This window comes from Rhodococcus sp. JS3073, from assembly GCF_026810085.1.
Lineage (GTDB): Bacteria > Actinomycetota > Actinomycetes > Mycobacteriales > Mycobacteriaceae > Rhodococcus_F > Rhodococcus_F wratislaviensis.
This window is the reverse complement of record NZ_CP113951.1, coordinates 1,658,302-1,680,765: the sequence shown is the minus strand read 5'-3', so window position 1 is coordinate 1,680,765 and position 22,464 is coordinate 1,658,302. Positions and strand designations below refer to the sequence as shown.

Genomic DNA, 22,464 nt, shown 5'->3' with positions numbered 1-22,464 from the left:
TTCGTCATCACTGCTCAGGAGTGCGTCGTTGTCTTCCCCGCTCATCGCTGCCGAGCCCTCGTCCGACACCCCGCTCGCCGGTCTGGCGAAGATCGCGCTGGGCGACGCAGTCATCGCGCAGGTGACCGAGGCGCTCGGGCGGCATCACCTCGACATCGTCGCGCCCGCGCCCGCCCGGCCGTTCGTGGCCGCGGCTCTCGCCGAGCGCACCCATCTGCTGCTGGTCACCGCGACCGGTCGCGAGGCCGACGACCTCACCGCCGAACTGCAGGAGATGATCGGCGACGCCGTGGCGCAGTTCCCGTCGTGGGAGACGCTGCCGCACGAACGGCTGTCGCCGAGCGCCGACACGGTCGGTCGCCGCGTGGAGGTGCTGCGCAGACTCGCGCGTCCGGACGACCGCTCGTACGGGGCGCCGCTCCAGGTCATCGTCACCACCGTCCGCTCGCTCGTGCAGCCCATGGCGCCGGGTCTCGGTGAGATCGAACCCGTCACGCTGCGGGTCGGCGTCGAGCACGACTTCGACGGGCTGATTCAGCGGCTCGTCGAAATGGCGTACACCCGCGTCGACATGGTGGGCAAGCGCGGTGAGTTCGCCGTCCGCGGTGGCATCCTGGACCTGTTCTCACCCACCGCGGATCATCCCGTGCGCGTCGAGTTCTGGGGTGACGAGGTCACCGAACTGCGCGCGTTCTCCGTCGCGGACCAGAGGTCGCTGCCGGAACTCGACATCGACGCCGTGATCGCCCCGCCGTGCCGCGAACTGCTCCTCACCGAGGACGTTCGCGACCGGGCCGCGCAGCTCGCGGTCGACAACCAGGCCGACGCCGCGCTCGTCGAGATGCTCGACAAGATGTCGGCCGGCATCCCGGTGGAGGGCATGGAGGCATTGCTGCCCGTGCTGCGGCCGGGGCAGCTCCAGCTGCTCACCGACGTGCTGCCCGAGGGCGCGCACGTGCTGCTGTGCGATCCGGAGAAGATCCGGACGCGGGCCACCGACCTGGTGCGCACCGGTCAGGAGTTCCTCGAGGCGTCGTGGACGGCGGCCTCGATCGGCGGCGCCGCCCCGCTCGACACCTCCGTGCTGAAGGGCGACGGTATCGACCTCGGCGCCTCCGCCTACCGCTCGCTCAGCCAGGTCCGTGAATCAGCGGAGACGACGGGTCAGCCGTGGTGGACGCTGAGCCCGCTCGCATCCGGCAACGGCGAGGAACTGGAGCTGGCGGTCACGCCGGCGCCGCAGATCCGCGGTTCGGACGACCTGCTGTCGGAACTGTTCGTGAGCCTGCGCGCCCACGTCACCACCGGCGGGCGGGCCGTGATCGTGGTCGCGGGCGCCGGTACCGCGCATCGGGTGCTCGAGCGTCTGCGCGAGGCCGAGGTGCCCGCGGCGGAACTCGTGCCCGGTTCGGAGCCCCCGCGAGGACAGGTCGGGGTGCTGCGCGGTTCGCTCCACGACGGCCTGGTCTTCCCTGGCGACGACTCGACTGCCGGACTCGTCATCGTCACCGAGGCCGATCTCACCGGCAACCGGGTGGCGGCGGTCGGCGACGGCAAGAGGCTGCCGGCGAAGCGCCGCAACCAGGTGGACCCGCTGGCCCTGACGGCCGGGGACATGGTGGTGCACGACCAGCACGGCATCGGACGATTCGTCGAGATGGTCGAACGCACCATCGGCGGCGCCCGGCGCGAGTACCTCGTGATCGAGTACGCCGCCAGCAAGCGCGGACATCCGGGCGACCGTTTGTTCGTGCCGATGGAGTCGCTCGACCAGCTGTCGCGGTACGTCGGCGGCGAGCTGCCCGCGCTCAGCAAGCTCGGCGGTTCCGACTGGGCCAACACCAAACGCAAGGCGCGCAAGGCGGTTCGTGAGATCGCCGGTGAACTCGTCCAGCTGTACGCGGCGCGGCAGGCCGCACCCGGTCATGCGTTCGGCCCGGACACCCCGTGGCAGAAGGAGATGGAGGACGCCTTCGCGTTCACCGAGACCCACGACCAGCTGACGGTCATCAGCGAGGTCAAGGCCGACATGGAGAAGGCCGTCCCGATGGACCGCGTCGTCATCGGCGACGTCGGCTACGGCAAGACCGAGATCGCGGTGCGGGCGGCGTTCAAGGCCGTGCAGGACGGCAAGCAGGTGGCGGTCCTGGTGCCGACGACGCTGCTCGCTCAGCAGCATCTGCAGACGTTCACCGAGCGCATGGCCGCGTTCCCGGTGACGGTGCGCGGGCTCTCCCGCTTCACGGATGCGGGGGACTCCAAGGAGATCATCGCCGGCATGGCGGACGGCGAGATCGACGTCGTCGTCGGCACACACCGGCTGCTGCAGACCGGGATCCGGTGGAAGGACCTGGGCCTCGTCATCGTCGACGAGGAACAGCGCTTCGGTGTCGAACACAAGGAGCACATCAAGGCGCTGCGCACCCACGTGGACGTACTCACGATGTCGGCCACGCCGATCCCGCGAACACTCGAGATGAGCATGGCGGGCATCCGCGAGATGTCCACGATCCTCACGCCGCCGGAGGAGCGGCACCCCATCCTCACGTACGTCGGCGCGTACGCCGACAAACAGGTGGCCGCGGCCATCCGACGGGAACTGCTCCGCGACGGGCAGGTGTTCTACGTCCACAACCGGGTCAGCTCGATCGACAAGTCGGCCCAGCGGATCCGCGACCTCGTCCCCGAGGCGCGGGTCGTGGTGGCGCACGGGCAGATGAACGAGGACACACTCGAGCGGACCGTGCAGGGCTTCTGGGAACGCGACTACGACGTGCTGGTGTGCACCACCATCATCGAGACGGGTCTCGACATCTCCAACGCCAACACGCTCATCGTCGAACGCGCCGATTCCCTCGGCCTGTCGCAGCTGCACCAGTTGCGCGGTCGCGTCGGGCGTAGCCGGGAACGCGGCTACGCGTACTTCCTGTACCCGCCGGAGAAACCGCTCACCGAGACGGCCTACGACCGCCTCGCGACCATTTCGCAGAACTCCGACCTGGGCGCAGGCATGGCGGTCGCGATGAAGGACCTCGAGATCCGCGGTGCCGGAAACGTGCTGGGCGCCGAGCAGTCCGGTCACGTCGCGGGTGTCGGGTTCGACCTGTACGTGCGGCTGGTGGGGGAGGCGGTCGAGGCGTTCCGGGCGGCGGCCGACGGCAAGCCGATCACGACGGAGGACGCCCCGAAGGAGGTCCGTATCGACTTGCCCGTCGATGCGCACATCCCTCCCGATTACGTCACCAGCGACCGTCTGCGGCTCGAGGGTTACCGCAAGCTCGCGGCGGCCACCGAACTCGACGGCATCACGGCCGTGGTCGACGAACTCGTCGACCGGTACGGACCGCTCCCCGAGGAGGTCCGCCGACTGGTCTCGGTGGCCAAGCTGCGTCTGCTGGCCCGTGAGTACGGCCTCGAGGAAATCGCCGTGGTCGGGACGCAGCTGAAGATCGCGCCGATGGCCCTGCCCGACTCGAAGCAGTTGCGTCTCAAGCGGATCTACCCGAGCGCGCAGTACCGTGCCACCACCGGGATGGTGCAGCTGCCGCTGCCCCGGGCGGGTTCGGGCGGAATCGGCGCGGAGCGGGTGCGGGACGTGGAGTTGCTGCAGTACATCGCCGACTTCGTGCTCGCGCTGGACGGCAAGGCCGCCGGGTCCGTGGTGATGGAGGCCTGACCCGATGACGGTGGTCCTGCTCGACCCGTTGCGGCCCACGACGATCCCGATGGAGGCCGTCGGGGTGGTCGGTGACGGAGTGGAGTTCACCGACGAGGTACCCGAGGCCGTGCGGAGATTGCTGACCGAGGCGCCGGGGGCCGCCGTCCTGGTCAGTAGCAATCCCGACGATCCCACCGTGCGTGACTGGGTCGCGTCGGGGTCCCGCGTCATCGCGGCGCCGAAGGTCCCGGGCGACAACCTCGTCGAGGCAGCCGAGGTGATGGACCGATTGTGGAGTTACGGCGGCTGGGAAGTGACGCAGACGCACCGCACCCTGTCGCACTACCTCGTCGAGGAGACGTACGAGGTTCTCGACGCCATCGAGTCGTCCGAACCCGGTGATCTGCGTGAAGAGCTCGGAGACCTGCTGCTGCAGGTCCTGTTCCATTCGCGGATCGCCTCGGCGTCGGGCAATTTCGACGTGGACGACGTGGCCGCGACGCTGGTTGCCAAGCTCGTGCACCGCAGCCCCCACCTCGGGGAGGACGTCGTCGGGCCGATCGACATCGCGGAGCAGGAACGGGCATGGGAGATCCGCAAGGCGGCGGAGAAGGCGCGGAGTTCCTGCCTCGACGGCGTCGCGATGAGTCAGCCGGCGGCGTCGCTGGCTGCGAAGGTCGTGGCCCGCGCGAGCAAGGCGGGTTTGCCGTCCGAACTGGTGCCCACGGAGATCACTGCCGACAGCGCGGCGGTGGTCGCCGCCGAGTCGAGGCTGCAGGCGGCGACGCACGATCTCATCGCCCGGATCCGCGCGGCCGAGAATGCTGCGCGCGCGGCGGGGAAGACCGAGCTGGCTCCCGCGGACTGGCTCGGTTACTGGACCTCCTGATACAGGTTCGAACAGCCCTATCGTTCGAGTTTGCCAATATGTAACTGAGTGATGAATCACCCTCGTGTCTGTAGTGCGAGAAAAACAAACCTGAGGTAGTTTAAAGCGCGCATAGAAGACCGTTTGGTTGCAAACACGCGTTTCGAAGAACCGCGAGGTCCATCGACAGGGGTGTTTGTGGGCTTCGCGCACTGCACGTGGTGGGTACCTGAGCTCCCGGTCGGGCGAGGGCCGGTACCCACAGGGGACCACACATTGTCATGCTTCCGGGCCGACTCGATTGCCCGACGATGAGAGACGGACACATGAGCCTGTACACGCCTGACCGCCTGGAACCTTCCGACGAGACAGACGCGCACGACATCGACGAGGCCGGTACCGCCGACCGCGCGCCGGGCCGCCCGACGGTCACCGTCGTCGTGCCCGCGATGAACGAAGCGAGGAACCTCCCGCACGTCGCCGCGCGGATGCCGGCCGACATCGACGAGATCGTCTTCGTCGACGGACATTCCGTCGACGACACGGTCGAGGTGGCCAGGAGCCTCTGGCCGGACGCCACGGTCGTGACGCAAAGCCGAAAGGGCAAGGGCAACGCCTTGGCCTGCGGTTTCCTCGCCGCCACATCGGACATCATCGTCATGATCGACGCCGACGGATCCACGGACCCGGCCGAGATCCCGCTGTTCGTCGGGGCTCTCGTGGCAGGCGCGGACTTCGCGAAGGGAACCCGCTTCGCCGCCGGCGGCGGAAGCTCGGACATCACGTTCAGCCGAAAGCTCGGAAACAAGGCGTTGAACGCCATCGTCAACCTCAAATTCGGGGCCTCGTTCAGCGACTTGTGCTACGGCTACAACGCATTCTGGCGCCACCACGTCCCGGTGATGGCATTGCCGTCCGTCGACACGACCGAGGCACAGTGGGGCGACGGCTTCGAGATCGAGACACTCATCAACGTGCGGGTCGCCAACGCGGGCCTGAAGATCACCGAGGTGCCGAGTTTCGAACAGGACCGCATCCACGGCGAGAGCAATCTCAACGCGGTACGTGACGGGCTCCGGGTGCTGCGCACCATCAGGAGCGAACAGCGCACCTCCGCACCGGACGTGTCCCCGGCTCCCGTCTCGCGAGGCTGAGCACCCATGACGGTGTCCACTCTCGTGTCCTGCTCCGTCGTGATCTGCGCCTACACCACCGAACGGTGGACCGACCTGTGTGCCGCAGTCGATTCGGTGCTCACCCAGAACGTGCCCGTGCTCGAGGTCCTGGTGGTGATCGACCACTCCGAGGAACTGTTCTCGCGTGCCGAACGGCACTTCGCCGGGGAGACCCGGGTGACCGTGCTGCGTAACGCCGGGTCGAAGGGGCTCTCCGGAGCCCGCAACACGGGCGTGCGGGCGGCGAGCGGCGACATGATCGCGTTCCTCGACGACGACGCGCGCGCCGAACCCGACTGGTACCGCGTGTCCGCCGCCCACTACTCCGATCCCGACGTGCTCGGTGTGGGGGGATTCGCCAGTCCGGTGTGGCCCGCGGACCGTCCCGTGTGGATGCCCGCCGAGTTCGACTGGGTGGTCGGCTGCAGCTACGTCGGGCAGCCGACACGCATCGAGCCGGTGCGGAACTTCATCGGCTGCAACATGTCTCTGCGGCGCACCGTGTTCGACGCCGTCGACGGGTTCAGCGACGGGATCGGCCGGGTCGGAAAGACGCCGGTCGGGTGCGAGGAGACCGAACTCTGCATCCGGATCCGAGCCCACCAGCCCACTGCGCAGCTGCTGTTCGATCCCGCGATGAAGGTGGCACACCGCGTCAGCGACGACCGCACCACGTTCCGCTACTTCCTGTCGCGCTGCTTCCACGAGGGCGTGTCGAAAGCACTGGTCTCCGATCTCGTCGGGTCCGGCGACGCGCTCAGCAGCGAGCGGGTGTACACCGCGCGTGTCCTCCCGCGAGCCGTCGTCACGGGCATCGCATCCCCGCGGCACGGCGGACTGGCCCGCGCCGGCGCGGTGGTCGCGGGGCTCACGGCGACCACTGCCGGCTACGTCCGGGGTCTCGTCGGTCTGCGATCGAAGCGGGGGACGGCATGACCGGGACACTCGATCGCCGGATCGACCTGGTACCGGCTCTCGTGAGCGATCACGCGCCGACGTGGGACGGGGCCGTCTGGGTCGGCGAACTGCGCGGTCCCGTCCGGGAAGACACCGAATACCGGCTGGAGCGCGCCGAGGGGTATCGGCGCGCCCGGCTGCTCGTGCGAGAAGATCGCACCCTGCGGGGATTCGTCGAGCTGGACATCGAGGACGGCCGACTCGGGGCCGACGCATTGCGGCGCGCACTGGACGGGCTCCTTCCGGGAGCGATGGTCGAAAGCGCCGCCGCCACCGACGGATCCGGCCCTTCCGTCACCGTGGTGGTGTGCACCCGGGACCGGGTCGACAGCCTGAAGGTCGCCCTGGAATCGATCCTGTCGCTCGATCATCCCGGCTACGAGGTGATCGTGGTCGACAACGCATCCCGCACGGATGCCACGCAGCGGTACGTCGCCGGACTCGGTGACCCCCGTGTCCGCGTTGTGATCGAGCCCCGTCCGGGCCTGTCCAGGGCGCGCAATGCGGGCGTCCGCGCGGCGAGCACGGAGATTGTCGCCTTCACCGACGACGACGTCGTCGTCGACCCGCACTGGCTCACCGAACTCGTCGCCGGCTTCGGCGCCGGGAATGCGGTGGCCTGCGTGTGCGGGATCGTCCCGAGCGGTGAGATCCGCACACCGGCGCAGGCGTACTTCGATCAGCGGGTGGGGTGGGCGAGTTCCTGCGTCCCACGGTTGTTCGACCTCGCGCACCCACCCGCCGACGTGCCGCTCTTCCCGTTCCAGGTCGGGGTCTACGGCACCGGTGCGAATTTCGCCGTCGACCGGCAGGCCGTGTTCGCGCTGGGTGGTTTCGACGAGGCGCTCGGGGCGGGAGCCCCCACCGACGGTGGCGAAGACCTCGACATGTTCTTCCGCGTGCTGCACTCCGGGCGGCAGCTGGCGTACCGGCCCGGGGCGGTCGTGTGGCATCGGCACCGGGCCGACAACGAGGCGCTCGCCGTCCAGGCGCGCGGCTACGGACTCGGACTCGGCGCCTGGCTGGCCAAGATCGCCGTCGACCCCCGCACCGCCTGGCTCGCGGTGCGCATCGCCGTGCGGCAGGCGCCGACGTTTCTCCATCTGTCGCGCAAGATGTCCCGCGTCGCCACACCTCCGGACGGTCTCGCCGACGATCTCCCCGTGGGGATCGGAGCCACCGAACTGCGGTCCATCGCACGTGGCCCGTTCGCCTATCTGAAGGCCCGAGTGGAGGGCCGGCATCCGGCACCGATGAGAGGGATGACCCATGACTGCCCATCCTGATCTCGCAGGCACCCGGTTCGCCACCTGGTTCGGACCGGAGGACGCGCCGCTGTTCGGCGTCGTCGATCTTCCCGCCGACGGCCGCTGCCGCGGCGCCGTCGTCCTGTGCCCGCCGATCGGCAAGGAACAGGTCGACTCGTATCGCGGAATGGTCTACCTCGCCCAGCAATTGCGGGCGCGGGGGCTTCTGGTGTTGCGGTTCGACTACCGCGGCACCGGGGACTCGCCGGGCGCCCAGGACGATCCCGACGCGGTCGCCGGATGGCTCGACGGCATCCGGAGGGCCGTCGACTACGTGCGCAGCTGCGGCGTCACGGACATCGGTCTCGTCGGCCTCCGGATCGGCGCCCTGCTCGCCGCGCAGGTCGCCGCGACGTGCGGTCCGGTGCGGGCCGTCACCCTGTGGGATCCGGTGGTCCGCGGCCGCGCCTACCTGCGCAAGCAGACCGCGCTCCACCAGATGGTGGTCGGTCCCGAGGACACGGACGATCCGCGGGTCACCCTCATCGGTGCGGTGCTCGCACCGGCCGCGGCGACGGCCTTGTCGGCGATGAGTCTGCGGGCGGCCACCCCGCCGCCGGGCGCGAAGATCCTGATGGTGTTGCGGGAGAGCGAGGTCGATTCCGTCGGGATGCGCGAGGCCGTCGCTGCGTGGAACGCCGAGAACTTCACCGTGCACGACTACGAATCGTTCCTCGAGCCGGCGGACTTCGTGGTCCGGCTCCCGTTCGGCGACATCGACCGGATCGCCGACCGGATGTCTGCGTCCTTCAGCGACCACCACACCGGTGCCGCACTCGAACTCCGTACCACCGCCGTCGTGGATCGGACCGTCGACGGCAGGCAGGTCACCGAGACTCTGAGCTTCGCGGGAGCGTCCGAACTCTTCACGATCCGCACGTCCGTCGTGGCCGAGCGGGGTGCAGCGGACAACCCTGCGACACCGACGGTGATCTTCCACGGCACCGCCGGCGAGCACCGCGTCGGACCGGTCCGGCTGTGGGTCGAGACGGCGCGCGAACTCGCGGCCCACGGGATCGTCAGCGTTCGCTTCGACCGCCGCGGCACCGGCGACACCGGCATGGTTCAGCACGGCGAATCCACCACCATCTACACGGACGAATCCCGCGACGACGCCGTCGACATCATCTCCGTCAGCGGTGCGCAGCCCGAAGCGGTTGTGCTCGCAGGAATGTGCTCGGGGGCGTGGAATTCGAGTTACGCCGCCCTCCGGCGTCCCGTCCGGGCGGTGATCCTGGTCAACATGGCGGACTGGACCATTACCCGTCAGGCGTTCGTGAAACAGTCGACGATGGACGCCGACCGGGGGTCCCTGAAGGGCGCAGCGCTCACGCTGCTCCACCGGCACGCGGCGACGGCGAAAAAGCACCTGCGGGTGTGGATGCCGTACCGCTGCTGGTTGTGGCTGGGCCGGGCAGGCTTGCTGCAGGTGCCGGAGGTCATGCTCGCCCCGCTGAACGACCGTGGCGTGCACACCACCGTCCTCCTCTCGCCGATCGACTACACCGCGTTCGTCGAGAACCAGGGAGAGCGCAGCCTTCGCCGGCTCCGGCGCGCCGGCTGGAACGGACGCCTGGTGACGTACCCGTCCGGCGATCACTCGCTGTACAGCACCGCCCTGCGGGACAGAGTCCTGCGGGACGTCCTCGCCACCGTGCTCGGTGAACTGACCGTGGACCGTGTCGACGACGCCCGTGACGATTCCCGGCCGGAGTTGGTCGGGTAGCCATGGGATCCCCGACAGCGACGCAGTCGCAACTACGCGCGAGGCACCGTGCCGAGCAGCCACCGCGCTCCGCGGGGCGGAACCTGCAGATCAACTCGATGGCACTGATGCTGTCGAGTGTCGTCACCGGTGTCCTCGGCCTCGCCTTCTGGGGCGCGGCGGCGCGATTGTTCCCCGCCGACCAGGTGGGCGTGGCGTCCGCTCTCATCTCGACGGCGATCATGCTGTCGACGCTGTCGAATCTCAGCCTCGGCTCGATGTTCGAGCGCTTCCTGCCCGTGGCCGGCCACCGCGCGGGACCGTTGCTGGTCAAGGGTTTCGCCGCCGTGGCCACGCTGGCCTTCGTGTCGGCTGTCGGGCTCATCGTCCTCGGTCCGCGGGACACGCTGTTCGAGAACAACCTGGAAATAGCGATCTATCCGGTGTTCGTCGTCGTCCTCGCGCTCTTCGCCCTGCAGGACCAGACCGTGTCCGGGCTGGGCGTTGCCCGCTGGGCGGCGTCGAAGAACGTTTTCCACGCGCTGGCCAAACTGCTCGCGGTCGTGGTGCTCGCGGCGTCGGGGTCGGCGCTCGCCATCGTCGCGTCCTGGGGGGTCACCGCGGCGATCGCCGTCGTGGTCGTGTTGACGTCGATGGGCCTGCGCATCCGGTCCGACCCTCGATACCGGCAAGTGCCCTCGCTGCCCTCCAACAAGGAACTCGGAGTGTACTTCGGTTCCTCGTACGGCATTTCGGCGCTGGGGGCCATCGCCCCGCTCGTCGTCCCGCTGATCGTCGTCACCCGGGTCGGTACCGCGGCGAACGCCTACTTCGCGGTGACCTGGTCGATCGTCAGCGCCCTCTACATCATGGTGAACCTCATGGTGGGCCCGTTCGTCGCCGAGGCCGCTGCGCATCCGGACAAGATCGTCAGCCTGTCCCGCCGGTTCGTCCGCACCATTGCCGTGGTCGCGGTGGTGGGCGGATTCGGCCTGGCCTTCGTCGCGCCGTTGGCGCTCGGATTCATCGGTGACGAATACCGTGCGGAAGGGACGCCCCTGCTCCATCTCGCCGCGGTGTTCGTGCCCCTCACCGTCATCGGCGCCGTCTACGACGGTCTCGCGAGGGTGTACCGCCGGCTGACCCTCGCCGTCGTCACGCAGTGCCTGGCCACGGTGGTCATCATCGTCGGCAGCCTGGTCTTCAGCTCGTCGATCGGGGTCGCGGGTGTGGGCTGGGCGTATCTCGCCGCCGAGACGCTCACCGCCGTGATCCTCGCAGGACCGCTCATCTCCTGGCTCCGCCGACTCCGGAACCGCGCCAAGTGGGAGCGGTGGCTGGCGAAGAAGACCGTGAACCAGAAACCGATGTGGCAGGTGTCCGATGTCGACGCATAGCGCGAGCTACCGCGATCTGATGCGCAGCGCGAGCCGGATGATCACCGCGATCGGTCCCCTCCGGCTGCCGAGCATCGGCGAGATCCGGGACACGCTGACCCTGCTCGCGCACGCGGGCGGGCGGCACACCCCGATCGGCCTCGTCCCGACCACCGAGTCACGCCGATGGGAGCACCGACCGCAGGACTTCCTCGGGCAGATACGGGAACTCGGACCCTGTACCCGGGAGGAGGTGCCGCAGCTGCTGACCCGGCTGGCACGTTCGGGTGCGTCCGCGCACCCGCTGAACGTCGCGGTCGCGGGCGATTTTCTGCTGCTCGACATCTCCCACGGACTCGGCGACGGGAGGCTCGCGCTGTCGCTCGTCCGTGCCGTCGCCGGGGGACGCACGGGGACACCGGTTCCGGAATGGGCGCGGACGCGGGACACCGCACTGCCGCTCGCACGCGCCCTGACCCGGACGTTCGCGTCGTCCCCCACACGTGTCGCGAGGCTCCTCGAATCCCTGCCCGCTGCCGCACACGGCCCCGGATCGGCGGAGATGGTGCCGTGGCACGGCGCGCCCACCGCCGTCGTCGCGTCCGCAGCATCCGGGACCACTGCGGAACTGCGTCGCTGGCGGGATCGGGAGATGCCCGGGGCGTCGGTGTCGTCGTTGTTGTTCGCGGCCGTCGCGCGGGCGATGCGCAGCCACGGCCTGACGATCGACGACAAGGTCGACGTTCTCTTCGACTGCCGCCGGTATCTCCCGGAGGGTGCGACGGTGAACGGCAACTTCGCTGCCCTGGTGCGTTTCTCGCTGTCGGATCCGGGTGACCCGGCCGAGATGAGTGCGGCGATCGCACAGGCCACGGCGTCGGGCAGGCCGCTCGCCTCGCTGGCACTCAGCACCGCCACGTTCCGCAGGCGGGTGGCTGCCGGGAGCGCGCACGCGCGGGCCACTCACGTCGCGGCCGAACCCCGGACGAGGCTCGTGTACTCCGACATGGGCGAGGCCGCGCTGCTGGCAGACCTCGACTGGACCGACGAGCCCGGCAGGCGTCTCGTCACCGCGCTGAGCGAACCGGCCGACCCTGCATCGATCGTCTTCACCTCGGTGCGGCGCGGCCCGGAATTGGACGTGTCGGCGTCGTTGCACGACAACGTCTTCGACCCGGAACTCGTCCGCATCGCACTCGCGGACGCACTGTGCGACCCACTGTCTCTACTGTCTCGAAGGATCTTCTGACCATGCCCTCACACGTCCTCGAGACATCGAAGCGGACTTCGCTGTACCTCACCGTCGCCGTACTGCAATTTTTCGTCGTCGAATTCCTCGTCGCCGGCACGTGGCGCGGGCACTACAGTTACTCCGCCAACTTCATCAGCGACCTCGGTGTCCCGTTCTGCGGCACGGACGGAAACGCGCCGTGCAGCAAGACGTCACTGCTGATGGATGCGGCGTTCGTGGTGACCGGACTCGCCTACGTGGTTGCCGCCGTCCTCTGGCATCGCATCGAACGGGTGCTGCCGCTGGTCCCTGTCGTCTTCCTGGTGGTCGCCGGAATCGGCGGAGTGGTGGTCGGTCTCGCGCCGTCGAACACGCACTGGGAAGTGCATTCGCTCGGCGCCACGCTGTTCCTCATCTTCGGCAACCTCTTCACACTGACGACGGCACTCACCGTCTGGCCCCAGATATCCGGACCGGCAACGTACGTCGCGCTCGCACTCGGGACACTCGGACTGGTGGGGTACTTCTGCTTCACATACTCGTGGGACCTCGGTCTCGGCGTCGGTGGTATCGAACGCGTCGCGGCGTACTCGGCGATCTTCGGGTTCGTCGTCTGCGTTCACCTCGTGACACAACTGCAGTCGGTTCGACGTTCGGCTGTCGTCCAGGTCGGAGACAGCGCCGGTGCATAGACAGCTGAACCGTCCGCGCCGGACCCGCGCCGTGTCTTCGGCGATGGTGTTCGTCGCGCTCGCCTGCATCGGCGCCACCGGGTGGTATGCGTCGAGCGATGTCGCACAGGCATCGAGGAAGGGCGAGTCGGTGCTCATGTTCGACGATTTCGTCGGGCCCGCCGGAACCTCGCCCGACCCCCGGTACTGGGGACACGCGGTCGGGGGAGGAGGCTGGGGTAACGACGAGGCGCAGGTCTACACGGACGATCCCGCCAATTCCCGGCTCGACGGCGAGGGCAACCTCGTGATCGAAGCCCGTCCCGACGGGTCGGGCTACACGTCCGCCCGGCTTGTCACCCTCGACCGCTTCGCATTCCAGTACGGACGGGCCGAGGCCCGCATCAAGCTGCCGAGCGGGCAGGGCCTGCACCCGGCGTTCTGGTTGATGGGCACGGATGTCAACCGCGTCGGCTGGCCGCAGTCGGGGGAGATCGACGTGATCGAGACGATCAACGACGCGTCGTTCTACCACAGTGCGCTGCACGGCCCGTCCGCGGACGGCACACCCTGGGAGGTGAAAGCCGAAGGCAGCGGGAACATGTCGGACGATTTCCACGACTACTGGGTGGAGCGGTCGCCGGACCGGATCGCATTCGGCATCGACGACGCGGTGACGGGCGAGTTCTCGCGCGCCGACCTGGCCCCGGGGCAGGAATGGGTGTTCGACAAGCCGTTCTCCCTGTTGCTGAACGTCGCAGTCGGCGGACGGTGGCCGGGCGACGTCGGAGCCGATACGACGTTCCCCGCCGCGATGCTCGTCGACTGGGTGAGGGTGACCGATGAGTGATCTCCTCACTGCCGAGCGTCTCGACACGAGGGCTCCGGAGCTGACCCGGTACTACGACGTCGCCGCGTTGGCCTCGGCGGTCGCGGGACTGGCGTCCCTGGCGCCGCTGCCGTCGTCGGTGAGTGCGGTGCTGCTGGCGGTGTTCGTGTTGATCGGACCGGGTCTCGCGGTCGTGACGTGGTTGCGGCTACCGGTCGCCGCGGCCGTTGCGGCCGTCCCCGTCCTCGGACTGTCCGTGGTGACTGCGGCCACCACTGTCCTGGCCTGGTTCTACCGATGGCCCGCGACGGGTCTGCTGCTCGTGATCGTCCTGGCCGTCGTCGCGTCCGCGCTGCGGCATCGGTGGCACGACACCGGCGCCGAGCCGGTGCGCGCGGTGACCGTGCAGCAGGTGTCGTGTCGTCTGGCGCAATGGTGGCACGCTGCCCGCCGCAACCGGCCCCTGATCCTCGTTGCCGTGGCGCTCGCCGTGTGGGTGGCGGTCCTCTTCGGGCTCGGCTCGACCGCATATGCACAGTTCGGCCTGCTGTTCGTCGGAAGCGGTCCCGGCCTGGTGGTGTGCGCCCTGATGATGCTCGGCGCGTTCGTCTGGGCTCTTCGCGAGAGGGCTGTCGGGACCGCCGCCGCGGCCGTGCTCGGCGTGATCGTGGTGGAACGGCTCACCCCGACCCTCATCACCGACGTTCCCATCTACGGGTGGACGTACAAGCACCTCGGCGTGGTCGACTACATCCAGCAGTTCCAGACACTGCCGCCCAAGGGCGTCGACATCTACGGCGAGTGGCCGGGCTTCTTCACCGCGTTCGCGTGGTTCGGCGACATCACGTCCGCGGACATGATGTCGATCGCTCACTGGTTCGCGCCGGTGATCCACGTGCTGCTGGCGGTCGTGATCGCTGCGATCGCCCGGCTCCTCGGGTTCGGCATGCGGGTGGCACTGACGGCCGCGATGGTGGCGGAACTCGTCAACTGGGTGGGGCAGGACTACTTCTCGCCGCAGGCCATTGCCCTCGTCATGGCACTGGGTGTGGTGGCACTGCTCGTGGTGTCGACGGAGCACCGATCTGCGGCGTACCTGTCGATCCTCGTCTTCGCCGCTCTGGTGCCCACTCATCAGCTGACCCCGTACTGGCTGTTCGGCGTGACGGTGGCCCTGGCGGTGACGCGGAAGATCCGGCCCTGGTGGATCCCCGTTCCCTACTTCGCGATCCTCGTCGCCTATCTCGTTCCCCGGCTGGACATCGTGGCACCGTACGGGCTGCTGTCCGGTTTCAACCCGGTCGACAACGCCGCCAGCAACGTGACCGCCGTCGGCACGTTCGGGAAGATCTTCACCTCCGCCGTGTGCCGGTCCCTGTCCGCGGGCATCATCCTGCTCGCCGTGGTCTGCGCGATCCTCCTCTGGCGTCGCAAACGTCCCGCCTGGGTCGCGACCGTCATGGCGTTCAGCTCGTTCGCGCTGCTGGCCGGTCAGAGCTACGGCGGTGAGGCGATCTTCCGGGTGTATCTCTACGCCGTTCCCGGGTGCGCGATTCTCATCGCACCGATCCTCGTGGACGCTCTCACGATCAGGTTCCGGTCCGGACTGCTCCGTCGAGTCGTCCCGGTCGGACTCGCGAGCGGACTGGCATACGTGACATTCGCTGGCCTGCAAGGCTATTTCGGGCTGTGGTCGCTGGTCATCGGATATCAGTCCCAGGTGACGTTCGCGGAGGACATCCTCGCGAACGAGAAGCCGCCGGCGACGATCATCTCCCTCTATCCCGCCGGTCTCCCCACCCGGGTCAGCGCCGACTACCTCGAGTTCGCCGTCGTCGACAAGGATTTCGATCAACCCTTGCTGGCCTTGCCCCCGGCCGTGCTGGAGGGCTTCCCGCACGGCGGCCAGATCGAGATGCTCACCGCGGATGCGGCGGAACGCGACGGCGACACGTATCTCGTGTTCAACACGCAGGGCACTGCCGCCATCCGCTACTACGGCTATCTACCGGACGGATCCGTCGAGAACTTCGAGGACCAGATGCGGTCCAGCCCCGACTGGTCCGTGTACGCGCAGGACGACAACAGCACGATCTTCCGTTACACGGGGCCGCGCCGGTAACGGCCACGTCGCGTATTCGGTCACGACCGGTCGCGGCGACGCCTAGCATCGGCACATGCGGCGGATGCGCTCGGCCCTGTTCGAGATTTCGTTGACGTGCTCGGTGGCGCTGTGCGCGCTGTCCCTCACCCCGGCTGTTGCCGCCGCCGTGCCCGGCGGTGCAGGCGTCCGGACCGCCTACCCCGGATACACCGTGATCGGCAGCGACGAATTCGACGGACCCGCAAACGCGGCACCCAATCCATCGTTCTGGGGCTACGACCTCGGCGGCGGCGGGTGGGGCAACAACGAGAAGCAGGTGTACACCGACTCCCGGCAGAATTCGCGACTCGACGGCAACGGTCGTCTCGTCGTCGAGGCCCGCAGAAACGGTGGCGGATTCACGTCGGCTCGACTCGTGACCCGTGGAAAGTTCGACTTCACGTACGGGGTGATCGAGGCACGGATGCAGGTGCCGTCCGGCCCGGGAATCCATCCCGCGTTCTGGACGCTCGGAAGCAACATCAACAGCGTCGGGTGGCCCGCCTGCGGGGAAATCGACATCCTCGAGGTGATCGGGGACGGTTCGCGGTACCACGCGGGAGTGCACGGCCCGACCGTCGGCGGCGGACACTGGGAACGCTCGACGGACGGCTCGATCGGTGCGAACCTCAGCGCGGGTTTCCATGACTACGCCCTGATCAAAGCGCCCGGCCGCATCTCGGTGGGCATCGACGGGAACATCGTCGGCACCGTCACCACGGCGGACCTGCGACCCGAGGAACGCTGGGTGTTCGACGCCCCGGCATACCTGCTGCTCGATGTGGCCGTCGGCGGGAACTGGCCCGGCCCGGTCACGTCGTCGACACGCTTTCCCGCCACCATGCTGGTGGACTGGGTGAGGTTCTCCCAGTGACGTCCGGGACCCACGAGTTTCGGGTGTGAATAGAATCAAGTTCATGGCCGTGTCGAACTCAGAGTGCCGCTGCGGCCACCCATTCGCCGCTCACGAGCACTACCGCAAGGGCACGTCCTGCGCACTGTGCGACTGTCCGCGGTTTCGGCGGCCGCTTCCCCGGCTGATCCGGAAGCTCGTCGGCCGCTGACCGCGATCCGCGCACGGCAGCGGTGCGGATCAGGCAGCGATGTCGCACGTTCGTACTTGCCCATCTGCCTTACGGCGCGCAGAAACATACCATAGGTATCTTTTTGCACTATATTTCAGTATGCACATCGTGCAAAGATGGACCTCTGGATACTTTGAATCCGATAATTTACTGACGGCAGGCGGCAGTTCGGGTGGTGGCGATGGAACATCGGACAGCCGCGCGGGTGGGGACGTCGCCGAGTGCAAAGGCCGTGGTATGGAGCGGCGGTCTCTGGCTGATCGCGGCGATGTTTGCCGTACCGGCATTGCTGTTCGCGCTGGCGCTGTGGCGAGGGTGGGGTGGGACGTTTACGACCACGGTGGTTGTCGACGTCGGCTTGCTGGTGTTTGCTCTCGTCGCGACCGGGTGTACCGCGTGGGCTGCCCGGAGAGGACACGGCAGTCGCCGCCGCAGCTGGCTGGCGTTGGCGGGTGGGCTGGCGGCCTGGTCGGTCGGCCAAGCCATCTGGTGCTACTACGTGGTGTGGCAGGGCAGTGATCAGATACCGTTCCCCTCCTCGGCGGCTGCTGCGTACCTGCTGTTTCCGGTCGGCGCATGCGCGGCGCTGTTGCTGTTCCCGGCAGGTGACAGCGGACAGTCCCGTACCCGGCTGATTCTGGACGGAATCATCGTGGCCGGTTCACTGTTCGTGATGTCGTGGGTGAGCGTGCTCGGCAGCGTCTACCGCGCGGGGAGCGCCACCCCGGTCGCCCTCGTGTTGTCCCTCGCCTATCCTGTCGCGGATCTGGTGATTGCGACGATGGCAATTGTGGTGCTGACCCGAGCGCGGGCTGGGCAACGCTTGACCATGGGACTGCTGTGCATCGGGATCATTCTGATGGCGTTGTCGGCCAGCGCAGTCTCGTACTTGACCGCGTTGGGCACGTATCACAACGGCGGCGTTACCGACCTGGGCTGGGTGGCCGCCTTCGCCGCGATTGGGCTGGCGGCGCTGTCGAGCACCCGCGAGCAGTCACTCGAGCCGGTTCCGGCCCAGATTCCGTCTCGGACACGGTTGTGGTTGCCGTACCTTCCGTTGCTGCTGGCCGCCGCCGTCGGCCTGCAGCGGGAGCTGCCCAGCCTGGGCTCCGGGCCGATTCCCGCTGCGATCGTGGTCCTGGTGATCGCCTTGCTGGCACGGCAGTTCATCGTGTTGGCCGAGAACCGACGGTTGTTGCTCACCGTGGCCCGGCAGGCCTTTCGCGACCGACTGACCGGACTGGCGAACCGTGCCTTGTTTCTCGACCGGCTCGACCAAGCCTTACAGCGCCAGCGCCGGGAACTCACACCGATCGTAGTGCTCTGTGTGGATCTCGACGATTTCAAAACCGTCAACGACAGCCTCGGCCATCCCGCGGGGGACGAGCTGTTGATCCGCGTCGCGGAACGGCTCACCGGGTGCATGCGGAGCACCGACACCGTCGCACGGCTCGGAGGCGACGAGTTCGCGGCACTGGTCGAAGGCAGTGTCCAAGATGCCCTGTCGGCCGCAGACCGGGTACTGGAGGCATTCACCCCGCCGTTCATCATCGACGGTGTCGTGCTCTCCATCCGCCCCAGCATCGGGCTCACCATTTCCACGGTCGCCGGCGCGACGACCGAGAGCTTGCTCAAACAGGCAGATCTGGCAATGTATGCGGCCAAGCGCTGCGGTGGTGGTTGTCTGCGCAGTTACGTGCCGGACCCAGCCGACTCCGACACCATGGGCGCGCTGACCTGCGACGACAATCCGACTCACAGCCTCGGACCCGGGGAAATCACGAACGCACCGCGACACGCACGACACGTGACGGATCAGGCTGTAGCGGGAAGGGACATCGTGTCGGTGCCGAGGTCTGCACACAATCGACACCGACCGGGTCCGGTGAGCTGGGTGTCGCCATCCGATCGGGCGCGGCGGGGCGTCATGGCGGGGCTGGTGATTCTGCTGATCGGTGTGGTCTTGTTCGGGATCTTGATGGGGGCAGGTGATCAAACGGGTTGGATCGTGCTGCACCGAGTGCTCTACAACGGACTGGCCTTGTCGGCTGCCTTTCTGGTTGCGGCTCGCGCGTGGTGTATTCCGACCGAGCGACGGGCGTGGTGGCTGATCGCGCTGGGGATGACCAGCTGGTGTGTGGGCGATGCCGTGGCGATGTCGTGGCTGCCTGATGGCCAGACCCCATCGGTGGCCGATCTGCTGAAACTGGCGTTCTACCCACTTGTGTACGCCGGGTTGGTGGTGCTCGTGCGCGCGCAAGCGCGGCGGTTGCCGACCGAGATCTGGTGGGACGCCATCACCGCAGGGTTGACGCTGGCGGCGCTGGCAACGGCCGTCGCATTCGGTCCGATCGACTCGGTCGCCGACGGATCACCCGCGGCGGTGATCGTCGGGTTGGCCTACCCGGTGGGAGACATGCTTCTGTTGGCACTCGCGGTCGGGGCACTCGCGGTGCTGGGGTGGCGGGCCGAGCAGCGGTGGGTGCTGCTGGTCGCGGGGTTCATGATGTTTGCGGTGGCCGACACTGTCAACCTGTTCCGCACTGCTGCCGGTCACGGGGAGACTACGTGGATCGATGCGCTCCCGCACGCCGCCGCGATACTTGTGGCCGTGGCCAGTTGGCGAGCCCCTGGCCGAAGGCAGTCCGGTCAGCTATCGGGACTGGGTATCTGGATACCCCCGCTGGTGTGCACCGCCGCTTCGGTGGGGCTGCTGGTCCTCGACCACGATGCACGGTTGCCGGGATTCGCGGTGGTGCTCGCCGCGCTCAGCCTCGTCACGGTCGCGGCCCGATTCGCGGTGACGTTCCGGGAAGTCGTCGTCCTGGCCGACAGCCACCGCCAGGCGAGCACCGATGACCTCACCGACCTGGCCAATCGGCGGGCGATCATGGCGGCGCTGACGGCCGCATACTTCGACCGGGCGGCACAGTCGGGGACGGGCCCGGGCCCGGGGCCGGGCCTGCTGCTGATGGATGTGGACCGCTTCAAGGAGATCAACGACTCGTTCGGACGTAATGTGGGCGATCAATTGCTGTGCCAGATAGCGGACCGGCTGGCTCGGTCCGTGCGACCGGGTGATCGGCCGGCACGCCTCGACGGAGACGCCTTTGCGGTCCTGCTGCCGGCAGGGATCGACCTCACGGACGCCCGGGTATTGGCCGGCCAGCTCCTCGAGGCAGTAAACGAGCCTTTCGATCTCGACGAGGTCACGGTGCGCGTCGAGGCGCGGATCGGGATCGCCCTCTGCCCGCAACACTGCACAAACCCCCAGGATCTGCTGCAGTGCGCCGGAGTGGCTGTGTATCGCGCCAAGTCCACGCGCCGCACGATCGCCGTGTACGACACTACCGAGTACCAGCGCAGCATCGAGGAGAGACAGACCATCGACGAGCTGCGCACGGCGATCGCTGGTGGCGAGCTCACGTGCTACTACCAGCCGAAGGTCAGTGCCTGCGACGACCAGGTGCACAGCGTCGAGGCTCTCGTTCGGTGGGAGCATCCCCTCCGCGGCTTGCTCCTACCCGATCAATTCCTTCCTCAGGCCGAACAGTCAGGACTGATGCGTCCACTGACAGCGAGAGTGCTGGAGCTTGCGCTGGGTCAGGCGCGGAGCTGGCTCGATCGCGGTATATCGCTGACCGTCGCAGTGAATCTATCGGTCACGAATTTGCTCGACGCAGACCTGGTTGCAGAGATCGACCGACTCCTGGACGACCTTCGGTTACCCGCCGACACGTTGATCCTCGAGATCACCGAAAGCGTCCTGATGACCGACTACAGGCGCGCCAGAAGGGTGGTCGAGGCGCTGCAGGGTCTGGGAATCGGATTGTCGATCGACGACTACGGCACCGGCTGGTCCTCCCTTGCCTATCTGCAGGACCTCGCCGTCGATGAGCTCAAACTCGACCGGATCTTCGTCGCCCGCCTCGCCAGCGACCCTCGATCCGTCGCGATCGTCCGATCGACCGTGGAGCTCGCACACAGCCTGGGCGCATCTCTGGTCGCCGAAGGCGTCGAAGACGAAGACACCCTGCGTGCCTTGCGTCGATACGGCTGCGACGTCACCCAGGGGCACTACCACGGCCGCCCGCTGCCTCCCGACCAGCTCGACCTTCAGTTGCTCGGCCGACACCGTTGATGCATACGCGGTGTCAGGTGCGCGGGATCGAGAGGCCCTACGTGAACAGGCCCTGACCCCAGTACTGCCCCTCGGCGAGGCCGGGCGGGCACGCGAAGACGGCGGAACCGACGTGCTGGATGTACTCGTTCATCGCGTCGTTCCGGGACAGGTTGAGCTGCATCGGCACGAACTGTTCCTGCGGGTTGCGGCAGTAGGCGATGAAGAAAAGTCCGGCGTCGAGGTGGCCGAAACCGTCGGAGCCGTCGGTGAAGTTGTATCCGCGACGAAGGATCTGGATGCCGCCGAGTTCCTGAGCGGACGCCAGCCGCACGTGCGCGTCGACGTCGATCACCGGGTCGTGACCCTTCTTGGAATCGAGGTCGAGTTCGTCGAACTCCGCCTTGCCGCTCAGAGGAGCGCCGGTGCCCTTGGACCGTCCGATCACGCGTTCCTGCTCGCCGAGCACGGTGCGGTCCCACTGCTCGATGAGCATGCGGATCCGCCGCGCCACGAGATACGCGCCGCCGCCCATCCACGCCTGGTCGTCGCCGGACGCCACCCACACGTGCTCGTCGAGGACGCCGGGTTCCTCGGCCTTGATGTTGTTCGTTCCGTCCTTGAACCCGAACAGGTTTCGCGGTGTGTCCTGGGTGGTCGACGTCGACGAGGTGCGGCCGAATCCCAGCTGGGACCAGCGGACGGAGGCCGTCCCGAACGCGACGCGCGCCAGGTTGCGGATGGCGTGCACGGCCACCTGCGGGTCGTTGGCGCACGCCTGGATCGCGATGTCGCCGCCACTGCGGGCCGGGTCCAGGTTGTCCGCCCGGAAGTGCGGAAGCTCCTCGAGCGCGGCGGGTTTCTTGGACGCGAAGCCGAAGCGATCGTCGAACAGTGAGGGCCCGAACCCGATGGTGAGCGTCAGCTGCGATGCAGGCAGGCCGAGCGCCTCACCGGTATCACTGGGCGGAACGTAGACGCCGTCACCGATGGCACCGTCCGGGGTGGCCTCCTCGCCGGCGGTCATCCGCTCGGCCATCACAGTCCATTTCTTCAGGAGCGCTTCGAGTTCCTCACGGGACTTCGTGGTGACGTCGAACGCCACGAAGTGCATCCGGTCCTGCGCCGGCGTCACGATGCCTGCCTGGTGTTCGCCCCGGAAGGCCACGACGTCGGCGTGCGAGATCGGGGGTTCGGCTGCGGTGGCGCGCCCGACCAGTGCACCGGCGCCGGCGAGGGCGGCTCCCGCCCCGACGGCGCCGAACAGACGTCGTCGGGACACACCCTTGCGCTCGTCCACCGAGGTGGTCGTGTCGGTCGTACCGGTCGGATCAGTCAT

At 68.0% G+C, this 22,464-nt stretch carries 14 protein-coding genes; 13 read left to right on the top strand and 1 reads right to left on the bottom strand.

Translation table 11 applies throughout. From position 1 onward, the window contains the following. Positions 1–28 precede the first annotated feature (28 nt). The 13 genes from mfd (at position 29) to OYT95_RS07800 (ending at position 21,146) form a co-directional block, all read left to right on the top strand. Positions 29–3,676 (top strand): transcription-repair coupling factor, encoded by a 3,648-nt coding sequence (gene mfd / locus OYT95_RS07860; RefSeq protein ID WP_112300428.1) that lies wholly within the window; start codon positions 29–31, stop codon positions 3,674–3,676. A 4-nt stretch (positions 3,677–3,680) separates the two neighbouring features. Beyond that, on the top strand, positions 3,681–4,547 hold the full coding sequence (locus tag OYT95_RS07855; protein ID WP_268791127.1) for a MazG family protein: 867 nt from the start codon (positions 3,681–3,683) through the stop codon (positions 4,545–4,547). Positions 4,548–4,852: 305 nt separating this feature from the next. Next, positions 4,853–5,680 (top strand): glycosyltransferase family 2 protein, encoded by an 828-nt coding sequence (locus OYT95_RS07850; RefSeq protein WP_128639323.1) that lies wholly within the window; start codon positions 4,853–4,855, stop codon positions 5,678–5,680. Positions 5,681–5,686: 6 nt separating this feature from the next. Next, positions 5,687–6,637 (top strand): glycosyltransferase family 2 protein, encoded by a 951-nt coding sequence (locus OYT95_RS07845; protein WP_268791126.1) that lies wholly within the window; start codon positions 5,687–5,689, stop codon positions 6,635–6,637. Continuing rightward, positions 6,634–7,944 carry a glycosyltransferase gene (locus OYT95_RS07840; protein ID WP_268791125.1) on the top strand — a complete coding sequence of 437 codons (1,311 nt, stop codon included), beginning with the start codon at positions 6,634–6,636 and terminating at the stop codon, positions 7,942–7,944. The genes OYT95_RS07845 and OYT95_RS07840 overlap by 4 nt, the downstream gene beginning before the upstream one ends. Then, positions 7,928–9,691 carry a serine aminopeptidase domain-containing protein gene (locus tag OYT95_RS07835; protein ID WP_268791124.1) on the top strand — a complete coding sequence of 588 codons (1,764 nt, stop codon included), beginning with the start codon at positions 7,928–7,930 and terminating at the stop codon, positions 9,689–9,691. The genes OYT95_RS07840 and OYT95_RS07835 overlap by 17 nt, the downstream gene beginning before the upstream one ends. Before the next feature lie 2 nt (positions 9,692–9,693). Beyond that, positions 9,694–11,067, top strand: coding sequence for a lipopolysaccharide biosynthesis protein (locus OYT95_RS07830; RefSeq protein ID WP_112300417.1), 1,374 nt, complete (start codon positions 9,694–9,696; stop codon positions 11,065–11,067). Then, positions 11,054–12,295, top strand: coding sequence for a hypothetical protein (locus tag OYT95_RS07825; RefSeq protein WP_268791123.1), 1,242 nt, complete (start codon positions 11,054–11,056; stop codon positions 12,293–12,295). Before OYT95_RS07830 ends, OYT95_RS07825 begins: the two co-directional genes overlap by 14 nt. Before the next feature lie 2 nt (positions 12,296–12,297). Then, on the top strand, positions 12,298–12,969 hold the full coding sequence (locus OYT95_RS07820) for a DUF998 domain-containing protein (protein ID WP_268791122.1): 672 nt from the start codon (positions 12,298–12,300) through the stop codon (positions 12,967–12,969). Between the two features lie 31 nt (positions 12,970–13,000). Then, positions 13,001–13,798, top strand: coding sequence for a glycoside hydrolase family 16 protein (locus OYT95_RS07815; protein ID WP_112300412.1), 798 nt, complete (start codon positions 13,001–13,003; stop codon positions 13,796–13,798). After that, positions 13,791–15,899, top strand: a complete 2,109-nt coding sequence (locus OYT95_RS07810) for a hypothetical protein (RefSeq protein WP_268791121.1) — start codon at positions 13,791–13,793, stop codon at positions 15,897–15,899. Before OYT95_RS07815 ends, OYT95_RS07810 begins: the two co-directional genes overlap by 8 nt. A 55-nt stretch (positions 15,900–15,954) precedes the next feature. Further along, the gene (locus tag OYT95_RS07805) at positions 15,955–16,794 is read left to right on the top strand and encodes a glycoside hydrolase family 16 protein (RefSeq protein WP_112300408.1); all 840 of its coding nucleotides are present in this window, start codon (positions 15,955–15,957) and stop codon (positions 16,792–16,794) included. 392 nt (positions 16,795–17,186) lie between these two features. Then, positions 17,187–21,146, top strand: a complete 3,960-nt coding sequence (locus OYT95_RS07800) for a diguanylate cyclase domain-containing protein (protein WP_268791120.1) — start codon at positions 17,187–17,189, stop codon at positions 21,144–21,146. 37 nt (positions 21,147–21,183) lie between these two features. On the opposite strand, the gene efeB is transcribed toward OYT95_RS07800, so the two are convergent. Next, on the bottom strand, positions 21,184–22,464 hold the full coding sequence (gene efeB, locus OYT95_RS07795) for an iron uptake transporter deferrochelatase/peroxidase subunit (RefSeq protein WP_037244049.1): 1,281 nt from the start codon (positions 22,462–22,464) through the stop codon (positions 21,184–21,186).